Source organism: Xanthobacter sp. DMC47 (genome assembly GCF_056313845.1).
Genome location: NZ_JBQUZM010000002.1, coordinates 1 through 13759, shown reverse-complemented (window position 1 = coordinate 13759; position 13759 = coordinate 1). Strand labels below are relative to the sequence as shown.

The following is a 13759-nucleotide window of genomic DNA, read 5'->3' as shown; positions in this document are numbered from 1 at the left end:
GCAAGCCCGGCCATTTTTATTGCGACCGGCAGCGCCCCTCAGACGCCCCCGCCCTCGTCCGAGCAGGAGGTGATCTCCTCCTCGTCGTCGTCATCGATCTCCTCGGCCAGCGTCACGCCGGTCACGCAGATGTCGTTGTCGAGCACGGTGAGGGCAATAGGGATGAGACTCTTGCCCTTGCACGGCCCTTCCAGGCACACGCCGGTGCCAAGCTCGAACAGGGCGCCGTGCTTGCCGCACATCAGGCGGATGCCGTTGGGGTCGAGGAACTGGTTGCGCTCCCAGTCCAGTTGCACCTGGTCGTGCGGGCAGCGGTTGATATAGCCGAAAACCTGCCGGCCCCAGCGCACCACCACGATCTTGAACGGCTGCTCGGTGCCGTCCTCCGCCACCTGCATCAGCTCGAAGCCCCGCGCCCGTTGGCTGGGGATGTCGCTCATGGAGCAGATGACGTAGGCGACGGCGGCCGCCTCGTCCGGGAGGGCATCCTGTGGGGCCTCGTTGTCGATGACGGTCGGTTCCATCTGATCCTCGTTCACGATGCACGCGTCAGGACCGGGCCGCTGGCGGCACCGGAGGGAAGGGGGGCGCCGGCCTCGGCCTTCGCCAGCAGGCGCCGGTTGGCGGCGAGGCAGAAGTCGCGCCAGGCGGCGGCGACATCGCGCAGGATGGTCTGCACATAGTCGCGCGAGAGGTGATGCTCACCGGGGAAGTTGGAAAGCGCACAAGAGGTGCGGTTGAACGCGACAACGTCGTCCAGGAGTGTCTGGATGAAGTCGCGGAAGGGCAGCTGAACGTCGCTCATCAGGGCCGAGCGACCCTTCTCCACCGGCACGTCGGCCATGTCGAAGGGCAGGGTCTCGATGAGATCTGCCGCGCGCTCATAAATGTCCTCTATCGCCCCCAGCATGGCCCGCTGGGTGAGCTGCTCGCGATCCTGGCTGGCGAGCGCACGGTTGAGGCGGATGCGATAGGCCTCGAATGCCACATCGTTCTGGCCGGCCACCCAGTTGGCGAACCGCGCGAGACTGGCGGCATTCACCGGCAGGCCCTCTGGAATGGCGATGCCCGCCTCCTCCGCCCGCTCGCGCGACAGGGCACGGTCGATGCGGCGGGCCGCCTCCAGCGCGCCCTCGAGATAGCCGGCGCCCTGGGTTGCCGTCTCGGAGCTGCCGAGATGGAGCCGCCCGTCCCACAGGGGCCGCCGCAGGAGCGGATTGGAGAAGGCGACGTGCTCGCCCCGCGGCTCCGCCTTGTCGCGGGCCGAACAGGTGAAGGCCTCGCCAGCCCAGTCCTGATAAAGCTGCTCGCCGCCTTCGGCCGCCGAACCGAACACCTGCATCATCTGGCTGTCCATCAGCAGCGACAGGCCATCGGCGAAGGCCTCGCGGAGATCGGGAGGGAAGCTCAGGAAGCCGCCGAGGGCCGCCTTGGCGCCAGTCACGTCGCAGGCGTCGAAGATTTCGCCGACCACCGCCTGCTCATGGGTGACGAAGGCGTTGCCCGACTGGCCGGCGACCCGCCAGAAGGCGGAGGGATAGGCCATCACCACCTTGGCCTGCTGCGCCATCCAGGTGGGCGCGGCACCCATGGCCTCGAAGGTCGCGCTGTCGAGTTCCGGAATGAAGCGCACCGTCTCGGCGACGAGGCGCGGCGGCAGCGCCACCACCACATGGCGCGCCTCGACGATGAAGAAGGCGTCGTCCACCCGGAATGTCAGGACCACGTGGTCGCCCTTGTCCTCCACGCTGTGGAGCACATGGTTGAGGCGAAACTGATCCTCGCCGACGCTCTCGGCCAGAACCGAGACCAGGCGTGCCATGCCGCCCGCCACCCGGCGCGCACCGCCGTGGACTTCCTGCGCGAAGCCCTGGGGGGTCTTGTCGGCCTCGGTGAGGTGCAGCACGGTGCCTTCGTCGTGCTGGGGAAAGGACGCCAGGCCGAGTTCGGCGACGAAGGCGGCGATCAAGGGCTGGGTGTCGGGCCAGAACCAGGTGGGGCCGAGATCGAACGCCGCACCGTTGCTGGAGGCCACCGCCGACAGGATGCGCCCGCCGAGCCTGGGGCGCGCCTCGAACAGGGTGAAGCTGCGGTCCTGCTTCTTGAACTGCCGCGCCAGCGCGAGCCCGCAGAGCCCGCCGCCGATGATCGCCGTATCCAGCATGGAACAGTCCTCGCGAATCTTGCTGATTGGAGCCCTTGCAAGATTCGCGCACAGTCCCGGAAAATATAGGCGCGCGGGCCATCCGGCCGCTCTCAGGAAGCGGGCACGGCCTTCTTCACGCCCCACCCTGTGGGATCGCCCACCTCGGCAGCGTCGGATTTCCCGCGTGGCGCGACGGATTTCCGACATGGCATTCCCCGCCGGCGGCGTCGTCTCCGCCGCCTTCCCTCTCCCGCGCAGGCGGCGAATTCCTGCCCACACAGTGGTTTCGGGCCGCCTGCAAGGCCGAGCAAAGGCGTCACACACCATCCCGTCGGCGGCTGGCACGAAACTTGATCCCCTTGAGGGACAGTTCGTTTGACCGTTTGTGCCCCGGAGATTGGAAATGCTCGTCGCGTCCGAATTCGCGTCGTCCTCGCTCGACGACATCAAGGCAGCCCTCGCGGGCGGCACCCTGACCTTCTATTCCGTCGCCCGCCCGGTGAGCGCCGACCACGCTGTGGACCGGAGCGGCAAGCTCGCCGCCTTCACCTTTGCCACCCCGGCTTTCGGCACCCCTTCCGAGGACGGCTCGGAAGTGCCGAGCTTCGTCGATGCGGCCGTGAAGGCGTCTGAAGTCGGAACCCCCGGCTTTGCCCGCGCGCTGACCGCCGACGGCAAGACCGTCGCCGACTTCTCGGTCGGCCCCGGCGCACGCGAGATCAAGCTGGCGGAAGTTTCCTGCTCGCCCGGCGCCCCGGTGAAGGTCGTGAAGTTCACCGTCAATCCCGAGGGCGGCTGGCCCGAGCGCCCCGACTATTACGACGCCCATCCGCGTCCCGGCTACAGCCTGCCCAAGGTGCGCTGAGCCATCTGAATGCGTTCCGGGGCGCCGTGCCCCGGGACGCGCCCCCCGAAGTGACGACCGCCTGCCCATCGTCCCGCAGCCACAGGAGAGCCTTGCGTCATGTCCACCGTTCTTCCCGGACCGCTGGTGAGCACACAATGGCTGGCGGACCATCTGTCGGCCCCGGACGTGAAGATTCTGGACTGCACCTGGCTGCATGAAAGCTCCAACATGGATGGACGCACCCAGTATCGCGGTCGCCACCTGCCGGGCTCGGTGCATTTCGACATCGACGCCGTGGCAGACAAGACCAATCCCCTCCCCCACATGCTGCCGCCGGCCGCGGAGTTCGCCAAGAAGGTGGGCCTGCTGGGCATCGGCGACGGCGACAAGGTGATCGTCTACGACCGCATGTGCGGCGGGGCGGCGGCCGCGCGCGTGTGGTGGATGTTCCGCACCTTCGGCTATCACGACGTCGCCATGCTCGACGGCGGCTACGGCAAATGGGTGAAGGAGAAGCTTCCCTCCGACATGTCGCCGGTGCGGCCCGAGCCGAAAACCTTCACCGCCGTTCTCAATCCCGCGCTTGTGCGCTCCCTCGACCAGATGCTGGCCAACGTGGCAGCTGGAGCCGAACAGGTGATTGATGCGCGTGGCCCCGCGAAATTCGCCGGCAGCCAGGACGACGTCTTCCCGGTGAAGAAGAAGGGCCACATCCCCGGCGCCATCAACCTGCCCTGGGGCGATCTGATCGTCGAGGAGAGCGGCGAGCTGGTTCAGCCCGACGCCATCAAGGCGCGTTTTGCCGCTGCCGGCGTCGAACTCGCCAAGCCCATCGTCGTCACCTGCGCCTCCGGCACCATCGCCTGTGTGGTCATGCTCGCCCTCTACCTCATCGGCAAGACGGACGTCGCGCTCTACGACGGCTCCTGGGCCGAATGGGGCCTGAAGGACGAGACGCCCATCGCGGCGGCAGCCTGAGCGGGAGGGCGCCATGGCGACCGACGACCTCACGCTCCTCGGCGACGGCGACGAATTCACGCTGCACGGCGCCGGCGACCAGACCCATTTCGTCCTGCGCTTCAAGCCGGACGGCATGGTTGCGGACATTTCCGGAGAGGACGCGGAACGGTTCCGCGGCGACTATGAAACGGTCCGGGCCCAGTATCCGGGCTGGAGTTCGGACCAGGTCCTGGCCCAGCTCTGGGATCAGGGCGGCTACAGCTGGCTCGCATCGCCGGAAGGCTGAGGGCAAGGCCGCGCGCGGATGAAATTCGGCGAAAGCCAACGGGAGACCAACATGGCGACCACGCTCATCAAGACCACTTCCGACGGCCGCAAGCTCGAGGTCTCCGGCCTCGCGATCCTGTTCGATGGCCAGCTCGAAGCCTTCGACCTCACCGAGGTGAAGATGCACCCCAACCGCCGCAAGATCTGGGAGGTCCACCCCGAGGCCACCCACATCGCCGGCCGGGTGACGCTCACCAAGGAAGAGGCGGAAGCGGTGGAAGCCGCGTTCAAGAAGGCCGAGGCCGAGATCCTCGCGAGCCCGGCAGCGATCAACGAGCGCTTCCGCATCGCTATGATGTGGCGGGCACGCAGCGAAGGCATCGAGTGAGGGGCCGACGCTCGACAGCGATCCGGATGAGGCGAAGACGACAAGAGCCCCGGCATGCCGGGGCTCTTGTCGTTTCCAGGTATCAGCGAGGTGTCTGGAACTCCCTATTCCGCGGCCTCCGGAAGGGCGATCGGATCGTTGGCGTTGGCAGCCGCCCGCGCATTCCGGGCGAGGCGGGATTCGCCATCTTCGGCGCCGAAGCAGATGTGGAATTCATCGCAGTCCGAGCACACCGGGGCTGCGCACAGGGTGAAGCCCTCCGATCCGCAGACCATGCGGTAAAGGAACTTCTTCCACTTCATGTCCTGGCTGTTCTTGCGGGCGAGGGGCGCGAAGCGGCGGGTCATCAACTCGCGCAGCTCGGCGCGGCTCCTCAGCCCCAGATCCTGCCACAGGTGGTGGGGGGATTGGCAGCGCCGTGCGATCATCGCGATGAAGTGGGTCTGCAGCCGGCCGGCATCGGAAGAATAGATGCCGAGGATGTCGCGCACCGACTGCTCTTCAGGCGTCACCTCGATCGCCCGCGGATCGACCTGCGCGGCCAGCACCGCGGCTGAGGCCGGAAACAGGATGGCCGCGAGATCAAGGAAGGCCGCGCGGTCGAGGCCCACGGCCTCGAGCCTGTCCCTGCCTTCCTCCTCCGCCTCGGCGAAGGCGAGGCCGATGACGGAGGCGGCCACGTGGACGTCGAACGCATCCGCGGCCGAAGAGGACGACGAGGCAATCAACCAGTCATAGACCTCTTCGGCGCGCATGGCGGCACTCCTTGAAGGGCACGCGCGGGCCGAAAAGGTCCGCACTCCGGCGCATCCGCCTCAGGCGGCGGCCTTCTCCAGGCCGTGGATCTGGCAATTGGCCGGGCAGACACGGGCGCACGCACCGCAACCGATGCAGGCGCCGATATCGTTCATGACCATCACCTTCTTCTCGACCTCATCGTCTTCGTCGTCGTCAAGCGAGACGACGTCGCCATCCTCGTTGATGCCCTTGAGGGTCATCACGTCGCGGCCGCAGACCTTGTAACAGCGGCCGCAGCCGATGCACTTGTCCTTGTCGATGTCGAGCAGGTAGTCCGGCTGCCAGGCTCGACCATCCCTGGTTTCGTTAGACATCTGAAAATCGCCTTTCAAAAATGCCAGAGCGCGACCCGCGCGGATCAAATCGTTCCGCTCGGTGAATCGCCCTCCAAATTAAAGAAAGAGAACGCGTGGTCCGATCAGACTGCCATGCAACCTGATCGGCGCGTGCTCTAGGCGGCCTCGAGTCCCTTCAAGTCCGCGCGCTTCTTCTCAAGTTCGGCGAAGGCGTCGTGCGCCTTCTTGGCGACAACCATGATCTGCTCCCAGTTGATCGGGAGTTCTTCGGACAGATCGTGGAGGTCCATTTTGGACTGCGTCGCCTTGGCGGACAGCTTCTTGATCTCGGCCTTGAGTTCGTCCACGTCGCTCATGGGTACACCCTGGATCTGGTCAGTATTTCGCCACTTCGGGGAACTTGTTGATCATGTCCACGCCCTGCTGGACGAACTTCGTGCCCTCTTCGGCGAGCTTACCGAGATTGTCGAAGCCGAAGCGGTGGACGTCGCGCAGCTGCTTGTTGACGACGATCAGCCGGCCGCCGATGAGCACCATGCGGCCGAAGCCTTCGTGGCTCATCTTGAGCATGGGCGAGATCATCACCCGCGTCTCCTTCTCGATCATCAGGCAGATCGCGTTGAAGAACAGCTCCAGCCGCCAGATGGTCTCGGGATCGGGATCGCCGATGAGGGGGAGCGCGCGGCGCGCCTCCTTGTCGACGATATAGGGCTCGATCAGGTCGAGATCGGCCTTGCCCTCCCACGCGCCGTGGGTGTCCTGGGCGCGCCAGACCTTGATGAGTTCCTTGATGAACGGGGAGTCAGCGGCCTGCGACGGCTCGATGACTTGCGCTGCTTCGGCCATGACTATCCCTCACTCGTCGAAATCGAACTTGCGCTCCTGGCCCTTCGACATGACCTTGCGCAGCCACGGGGGCGGATTGCCCTGAAGAACCACCTCCAGCTTGCCGATGAGATCGGTGATCTCCTCGGGCTGGTTGACCTTCATGGGATGAATGTTGTTGGCGACCACGCGGGCGGCACCGGAGCCGCCGATGGCGGCCACATAGAGGATGGCGCAGTCCTTGATCGCATCGATCTTCGGCGCCAGCTTGTCCTCGTTGCCGTCTTCCTTCAGGTCGCCGTCGAACTCGATGGCCTCGACGAAGTGGTGGCCTTCCGGGCCCACTTCATAGATGGCGATGTTCTTCGCCCAGCCGAAATGGGCATCGACCCTTTTGAGATCCTGGGTTGCGAATGCGACTTTCATGGAAGGCTCGCCTCTCTCGCGGTCTCGGTCCTTGCGGACTTCAGTGGTGGGCGGTGCTGGGTGCGGGTCCAAGATCGGGCGCGCCGGCGGGGGTGGCTGCGTGGGGCGCACCATGGCCGTGGCCATCGCCGTCCCACGGGTTCTTCCACGTATCGGGCGTCGCGTCGTGATTCTGCTCGTGGTCGGCGATGCACATGTTGGCCAGCGTGAACATGAGGTCGCGCGTGCCGCGATAGCCCACCGTCATCTTGTGGCCGGAGCCGATGCGGTCGAACATGGGAATGCCGATGCGATAGAAGGGGATGTTGAGCCGGTCCGCCGCCTGGCGGCCGTGGGAATGGGTCAGCAGCAGGTCGCAGCCGCGCTCCTTCGCCAGCGTCTCCAGATCCTCGAGATCGCCCAGCAGCACTTCATCGCACGGCAGCTTCTCGAACACCGGCGACTGCGTGGTGGTAACCGCGGCGGTGATGTGGGTGCCCATCTCGTGCAGAGCGGAGGCGACATCGAACAGGAGATCCGGCTCCGCGCCGATGGCGAGCTTGCGACCGCCCAGATGGAAGTGCGCATCCAGCATGGCATCCACCAGCTGGCCCCGTTGGCGGCGATAGCGGCGCGGCACCTCGCGGCCCGAGATCTCGCTCAGGAACATGAAGAATTCGTCGTTTGGCCCAAGCCCGCAGAGGCGCTCGAACAGCCGATAGGGCGTGCCAGTCTTCTTCTGCATCGCCTCGGCCGCCGCCTTCATCTGCGTGCCGATGGCGATGGTCCAGGCCGCCTCGCCCATGGTGGCGATCTCGTCCACGCCGATGCCGCCGATGGTGGTGGGCGTGAAATCGTCCGGGATGTGGCCGTCGAGCGAGCCGGCGAGGTCCGGAAGGAAGGAGGGCTGAAGACCGAAATCCTCCAGGATGCAGCGCAGTTCGTCCAGATCACCGGGCTGCAGGTGGCAGCCGGGCAGCACGTTGATGCGCTTCGGGTTCTTGGGCGCATCCGGCTCCGGCTTCTTCACCAGCACCTCGACGATCTTGGCGACCGTCTTTTCCCAGCCGTCCTGGAAGGCGTCCTTGAAATCCGGCGTGGATACATAGACCAGCGGGAAGTCGGCGAGCTGCGGATACTTGTCCCGCACCATCTTGATGTAACCGTCCACGTCGTCGCCCTTGGTCTCGGTGACGCCGGTGGAGCAGATGCCGATGATCTCTGGCTTGGTGCGGTTGTAGATGTTGAGAATGGCCTGCTCGACATTGTCGTAGCCGCCCAGCACGGTGGCGACCTCGCTCATGGCCGTGGTCTGGAGCGGGATCGCCTCCTTGAAGTGCCGCACGAACAGCACGAGGCCGAACGAGGTGCAGCCCTGCGAGCCGTGGAGCAGAGGCATGGCGCCCCGGAGCCCCATGAAGGCGAGCGCGCCGCCGATGGGCTGGCTCATCTTCAGCGGATTGACCGCGCAGCTCTTCTTGCCCTGGACGAACTTGGCCATCCCGCCCTCCTACTCGGCGGCCACGAGGGCGGCCGGCGTGCCGAGCGGGGCGACGAGTTCGTCCAGCATGTCCTCGATGCGCTCGCCGCACTTGCCGCAGCCGGAGCCGGCCTCGGTGCGGGCCGTCACCTCGGCGAGGTTGGAGGCCCCAGCGGCGACCGCATCCTCGATGGCGCCGACGGTGACGCTCTTGCAGTTGCAGACCTTCTTGGCGCGGCGGGCGGCCTCGGCGAGCACCGGATCAGCCGACACCGGCTCCGCGACGCCGAGGGCCTCGAAGATGTCCTCGATGCGGCCCGAGCAGGCGCCGCAGCCGCCGGAGGCGCTGGTGTGGGTCTTCACGCCCTCCACCGTGGTGAGGCCGTGGGCCTTGATGGCATCCTCGATGGTGCCGAGGTCCACGCTCTTGCAATTGCAGATCTTCTTGGCGCGGCGCGCCTTCTCGGCAGCAACGGGATCGGCGGCGAGGGCGGCGGCCTCGGCCTCCATCTGGGCGATGGCGCGGTTCTGCCAATTGTTGGCCGGATTGTCCCACGGGGCGGGCTTGCGCACCTGCTCCCAGATGGGGTTGTAGAGCGCCTTGTCGATCTCCTCGACGAGCTTCACCATGCCGACGTAGCCCATATAGGCGTGGTGGCGCTCCTGGTTGATGTCGAGCCAGGGCATGGCGGCCTTGAGCGCGATGAACTGCGAGCGGCCGCCCGAGAGCATGATGTCCGCCTTCGCGTCCTTCAGCATCTTGTACATTTCGCGGGGCGTCATGTCGTCGATCATGTGGGCGTCCTGCCCCATGAGTTCCTTGATGCGCTCTTTGTCCTCCTTGGTGGACTTCTTGACCGAGGTGCCGACCAGCTCGAGGCCAGCCTCCTGCAGCGCCGCGACCACCGACCAGGACTTCACGCCGCCGGTGATGAGCAGGACCTTCTTGCCCTTGAAGCGGTCCTTGAACTTCGCGATCGCCGCCCAGGCCTTCGCTTCCTCGCGCTCGATTAGCGCCTCGGTGCGATCCATCAGCTCGGGATCGGCGCCGCGCTCGATGAGCATGCGGGCGATTTCGCGGAGCGAATCCGAGGAATCCTGGATGCCGTAGAAGGAGCCCTCGAAGAAGGGGATGTCGTAGCGCTCCTCCATCTTGCGGGCCACGTTGATCATGGCCTTGGAGCAGACCATCATCGCCGCCTTGGCGCGGTGGGAAGAGGCGACGTCCTTGTAGCGGCCATCGCCGGAGATGCAGGCGAGGATGCGGATGCCCAGCTCGTCGAGGAGCGGCTTCACCTGCCACAGCTCGCCGGAGAGATTGTATTCGCCAATGATGTTGATGTCGTACGGCGTCGTATATTCCGGCTCCTCGGTGCCGATCACATGGTCGAGGATGGCCTCGCCGGCCAGCTTGTTGCCGAGGTTCTTCGGGCCCACGAAGCCGGGGGAGTTGATCGGGATCACCGGCTTGCCGAACTTCTCCTTCGCCGCCTTGCAGACCGCGTCGATGTCGTCGCCGATCATGGCGGGCACGCAGGTCTGGTAGACGAAGACGGCCGGCGGGTCGTACTTCTCGATGATTTCCTTGATGGACTTGAACAGGCGCTTCTCGCCGCCGAACACCACGTCCGTCTCGTTGATGTCGGTGGTGAAGCCGGTGCGCCAGATCTGCGAGCCGGAGGAGCGCGCGCCGCGGTTGTCCCAGCTGTTGCCTTCGCAGGCAATGGGGCCATGCACCAGATGCGCGACATCGGTCAGCGGCTGAAGGGCGATCTTGGCGCCGTCGAAGGCGCAGCCGCCGGCGGCGCCGCCGGGCTGGAGCTGCTTGGTGCACCCCTTCTTCTTTTCCGCCTCCGATTTGTTCTGGTTCTTCGCGCAGCCGGGCTCGTTGAACACTTGCTGGATCGTGGCGGAAACCGAGCTCATGGATCTCTCCTTCGGCGGACGGGCTGTGCAAAGATCGCGGTCGCGAACATCACATGGGAGCGGGCATCAACTGAGGGCGGACTTCACTCTCCCTGTCGGGCCGGCCCGGGCGGGGCCCCGGGCCGGATCGATCATTTCACCTATGCGATCAACGGATGATGTCGAACGAATAGTCGGTCTTCGCGGGCACGATCGTGTTCTGATCGATGGTGTCGAAGATCTTGTCGAGGATGGTGATCAGGACGTTCATGCCGCCCTGATAGCCCCACACCGGACGGCGGTGGTGGTGGTGACGGTCGAACACCGGGAAGCCGATGCGGATCAGCGGGGTGCCCGTGTCGCGCTCGAGATACTTGCCGTAGGTGTTGCCGATCAGGAAGTCCACCGGCTCGGTGAAGAGCAGGGAGCGCATGTGCCAGAGGTCGCGGCCGGGATAGACGTTGCAGTTCTGGCCGAACGGCGAGCTATCGAACAGCTTCTGGACCTTGTCCGCCCACTTCTGGTTGCCGTTGGTGGCAAGGACGTGGGTGGGCTCGGCGCCGAGCTCCAGCAGGAAGCCGGCGAGGCCCAGGCACAGGTCGGGATCGCCGTAGATAGCGAACTTCTTGCCGTGGATATGGGCGTTCGAGTCGGCGATGGCGTCGACCAGGCGGCCGCGCTCCTTGGCGAGCTCCTCAGGGATTTCCTTGCCGGAGATCCGCGAGATCGCCATCAGGAACTCGTCGGTGCCCTTCACGCCAACGGGGTGGTTGAAGGCGACGACTTCCTGGCCGTGGTTGCCGATGAACGGCAGGGTCTTCTCGGTGCAGTATTCCTGCATGGAGATGGTGGCCTTGGCGTGAACGGCGTTGGCCGCCTCTTCCAGGGTCGTGCCGCCGTCGTACATGCGGAACTCGCCATCGGTCGGCGTGTCGAAGACTTCCGAATTGTCGCCGAGGATGGTGTAGTCCACGCCCATCAGGCCGAAGATGCGCTTGACTTCACGCAGGTTGCCGACGGTGTAGCCGTCGAAGCCGCCGATGAAGTTGATCTTCTCGTTCGGCTCGCGAACCAGCTTGGGGGCCGTGCCGGCCTTGCCGTCCCAGAAGTGCTCCAGAACGCCCTTGATGGCATTGTCGTAGCCGGTGACATGGCTGCCGACGAAGGCCGGGGTGTGGGCGAAGGGAACGTCGTACTCCTGCGGGACCGAGCCCTTTTCCTTCGCCGTCTTGATGAAGGCGTTCAGGTCGTCGCCGATCACTTCCGCCATGCAGGTGGTGGAGACGGCGATCATCTTGGGCTTGTACATGCTGTAGGTGTTGGCGAGGCCGTCAATCATGTTGTTGAGGCCGCCGAACACCGCCGCGTCTTCCGTCATGGAAGAGGACACGCAGGAGCTGGGCTCCTTGAAGTGACGGGACAGGTGCGAGCGGTAGTAGGCGACGCAGCCCTGGGAGCCGTGCACGAACGGGATCGTGTGCTCGAAGCCGACCGCCACGAACACCGCGCCGAGCGGCTGGCAGGCCTTGGCCGGGTTCACCGTCAGGGCCTCGCGGGCGAAGTTCTTTTCCTTGTACTCGGGAGTCTTGGCCCACTCGCGAATGCGCTCGACTTCGGCGGGATCGCGGGGGTTCTCGAACATCTTCTTCTTGTTGGCCAGCATCTGCTGGTACTCGGGACCGCGGAACAGCTCGAAGTGATCGAGCACGTTATCTGCATTCTGTGGCATCTCGAACCCCTAATATGTGGGTCAAATATGGGAGCCCGTCCCGGGTGCCCCTCCCCGCGAAGGGAGGGGCTTCTGGTTCAGGCGCTCGAAAATCCGCCTCACTCGGCGGCGAGCAGCCCCGCCTGGCCGGGAGCCTGCTTCCACGGAGCCTTGGTCATCTTCCAGACGGGGGAATTGATGGCCATGTCCATGTCGCGGGCGAAGATGGCGAAGCCATCGTAGCCGTGGTACGGGCCGGAATAGTCCCAGGAGTGCATCTGGCGGAACGGCACGCCCATCTTCTGGAAGACGTACTTTTCCTTGATGCCCGAGCCGACCAGGTCCGGCTGGACCTTCTCGACGAACTTCTCGAACTCGTAGCCGGTCACGTCGTCATAGATGAGCGTGCCATCCTTGACGTAGTGCTGGGCGGTGCGCTGATAGTCGTCGTTGTGGGCGAACTCGTAACCCGTGCCCACCACTTCCATGCCGAGGTCTTCGTAGGCGCCGATCACGTGACGGGGACGCAGGCCGCCCACGTACAGCATGACGGTCTTGCCCTCGAGGCGCGGACGATACTTGGCGATCACCGCGTCCATGAGGGGCGCGTACTTGGCGATGACGCGCTCGGCGCCTTCCTTGATCTTGTCGTCGAAGTAAGCGGCGATCTTGCGCAGCGACTCCGCGATCTTGGAGGGACCGAAGAAATTGTACTCGCACCACGGAATCCCGAACTTCTCTTCCATGTGACGGGAGATGTAGTTCATGGAGCGGTAGCAGTGCAGCACGTTCAGCTTCGCCCGGGGGGTGTTCTCGAGCTCGGCGAGCGAACCGTCGCCCGACCACTGGGCGATCACGCGCAGGCCCATCTCCTCCAGGAGGATACGGGAAGACCAGGCGTCGCCGCCGATGTTGTAGTCGCCGATGATGGCGACGTCATAGGGCGACGGCTCGAACGGGGGAGCCTTGTTCGGGTCCAGCTTGTCGAACACCCAGTCACGCACCGCGTCGTTGGCGATGTGGTGGCCGAGGGACTGCGACACGCCGCGGAAACCTTCGCAGCGGACGGGGACGATGGTCTTGCCATCGTATTCCTTGGACTTCGACTTGGACACGGCCTCGATGTCGTCGCCGATGAGGCCGATGGGGCACTCGGACTGGACGGTGATGCCGTTGTTGAGCGGGAACAGTTCCTGGATTTCGTCCATGATCTTGGCGAGCTTCTTGTCGCCGCCGAAGACGATGTCCTTTTCCTGGAAGTCCGACGTGAACTGCATCGTCACGAAGGTGTCGATGCCGGTCGTGCCGATGTAGTAGTTGCGGCGGGCGGCCCAGCTGTACTGGCCGCAGCCCACCGGGCCGTGGGAGATGTGGATCATGTCCTTGATGGGACCCCACACCACGCCCTTGGAACCGGCGTACGCGCAGCCGCGGATCGTCATCACGCCCGGGATGGACTTGATGTTCGACTTCACGCCGCAGTCGGACTTGCCGGACTCGTGGACGTTGAGGTGCTTCGCGCGGCGCTTCGCGGTCTTCTCGGGATAAACCTTGAGGACTTCCGCGACGAGTTCCTTGTTCCGCGCCTTGATTTCAGCAACGCTTTGCGGTTGGGCCAAGCTCATTTCGCAATCTCGCTCTCGTTGGGTTGCCGTTTGGCAGGCCGGCCCCGCAATTGAGGCCGGCCTCGGGTCATGCGACGCGGGGCGTCAGCCGGCGGCGAGTTCGGCGGCG

At 65.2% G+C, this 13759-nt stretch carries 15 protein-coding genes; 4 read left to right on the top strand and 11 right to left on the bottom strand.

The annotated features are described in order from the left end of the window. Positions 1-38: 38 nt before the first annotated feature. Together ACT54R_RS11565 and ACT54R_RS11560 are read right to left on the bottom strand one after the other, a co-directional pair. A complete protein-coding gene (locus ACT54R_RS11565; protein ID WP_476326499.1) occupies positions 39-524 on the bottom strand; it encodes a Rieske (2Fe-2S) protein in 486 nt (161 codons plus the stop codon). Positions 525-535: 11 nt separating this feature from the next. Continuing rightward, the gene (locus ACT54R_RS11560; RefSeq protein ID WP_168457259.1) at positions 536-2164 is read right to left on the bottom strand and encodes an FAD-dependent oxidoreductase; all 1629 of its coding nucleotides are present in this window, start codon (positions 2162-2164) and stop codon (positions 536-538) included. A gap of 385 nt (positions 2165-2549) precedes the next feature. Here ACT54R_RS11560 and ACT54R_RS11555 point away from each other — a divergent pair, with 385 nt between their 5' ends. From ACT54R_RS11555 to ACT54R_RS11540, 4 genes are all read left to right on the top strand, one after another. Next, the gene (locus tag ACT54R_RS11555; RefSeq protein ID WP_168457258.1) at positions 2550-3011 is read left to right on the top strand and encodes a hypothetical protein; all 462 of its coding nucleotides are present in this window, start codon (positions 2550-2552) and stop codon (positions 3009-3011) included. 99 nt (positions 3012-3110) lie between these two features. Next, complete coding sequence (sseA, locus tag ACT54R_RS11550) at positions 3111-3971, top strand: 3-mercaptopyruvate sulfurtransferase (RefSeq protein WP_476326496.1); 861 nt, start codon at positions 3111-3113, stop codon at positions 3969-3971. Positions 3972-3984: 13 nt separating this feature from the next. Further along, complete coding sequence (locus ACT54R_RS11545) at positions 3985-4239, top strand: hypothetical protein (protein ID WP_168457256.1); 255 nt, start codon at positions 3985-3987, stop codon at positions 4237-4239. 51 nt (positions 4240-4290) lie between these two features. Further along, positions 4291-4608, top strand: coding sequence for a hypothetical protein (locus ACT54R_RS11540; protein ID WP_024281063.1), 318 nt, complete (start codon positions 4291-4293; stop codon positions 4606-4608). 104 nt (positions 4609-4712) lie between these two features. Here the strand turns inward: ACT54R_RS11540 and ACT54R_RS11535 are convergent, their stop codons facing one another. From ACT54R_RS11535 to nifD, 9 genes are all read right to left on the bottom strand, one after another. Next, the gene (locus tag ACT54R_RS11535) at positions 4713-5363 is read right to left on the bottom strand and encodes a nitrogen fixation protein NifQ (RefSeq protein WP_476326494.1); all 651 of its coding nucleotides are present in this window, start codon (positions 5361-5363) and stop codon (positions 4713-4715) included. A 60-nt stretch (positions 5364-5423) separates the two neighbouring features. Then, positions 5424-5720 carry a ferredoxin III, nif-specific gene (fdxB, locus tag ACT54R_RS11530; protein WP_168457254.1) on the bottom strand — a complete coding sequence of 99 codons (297 nt, stop codon included), beginning with the start codon at positions 5718-5720 and terminating at the stop codon, positions 5424-5426. 137 nt (positions 5721-5857) lie between these two features. Beyond that, complete coding sequence (locus ACT54R_RS11525; protein ID WP_029555930.1) at positions 5858-6058, bottom strand: CCE_0567 family metalloprotein; 201 nt, start codon at positions 6056-6058, stop codon at positions 5858-5860. A 19-nt stretch (positions 6059-6077) separates the two neighbouring features. Next, positions 6078-6548, bottom strand: coding sequence for a NifX-associated nitrogen fixation protein (locus ACT54R_RS11520; RefSeq protein ID WP_168457253.1), 471 nt, complete (start codon positions 6546-6548; stop codon positions 6078-6080). 9 nt (positions 6549-6557) lie between these two features. Continuing rightward, positions 6558-6953, bottom strand: coding sequence for a nitrogen fixation protein NifX (gene nifX / locus ACT54R_RS11515; RefSeq protein WP_168457252.1), 396 nt, complete (start codon positions 6951-6953; stop codon positions 6558-6560). 40 nt (positions 6954-6993) lie between these two features. Continuing rightward, the gene (gene nifN / locus ACT54R_RS11510) at positions 6994-8433 is read right to left on the bottom strand and encodes a nitrogenase iron-molybdenum cofactor biosynthesis protein NifN (RefSeq protein ID WP_476326491.1); all 1440 of its coding nucleotides are present in this window, start codon (positions 8431-8433) and stop codon (positions 6994-6996) included. Positions 8434-8442: 9 nt separating this feature from the next. Further along, on the bottom strand, positions 8443-10338 hold the full coding sequence (gene nifE, locus ACT54R_RS11505; protein ID WP_476326489.1) for a nitrogenase iron-molybdenum cofactor biosynthesis protein NifE: 1896 nt from the start codon (positions 10336-10338) through the stop codon (positions 8443-8445). A 148-nt stretch (positions 10339-10486) separates the two neighbouring features. After that, positions 10487-12046, bottom strand: coding sequence for a nitrogenase molybdenum-iron protein subunit beta (nifK, locus tag ACT54R_RS11500; protein WP_476326487.1), 1560 nt, complete (start codon positions 12044-12046; stop codon positions 10487-10489). A 98-nt stretch (positions 12047-12144) separates the two neighbouring features. Then, positions 12145-13650, bottom strand: coding sequence for a nitrogenase molybdenum-iron protein alpha chain (gene nifD / locus ACT54R_RS11495; protein WP_168457248.1), 1506 nt, complete (start codon positions 13648-13650; stop codon positions 12145-12147). Between the last annotated feature and the right edge of the window lie 109 nt (positions 13651-13759).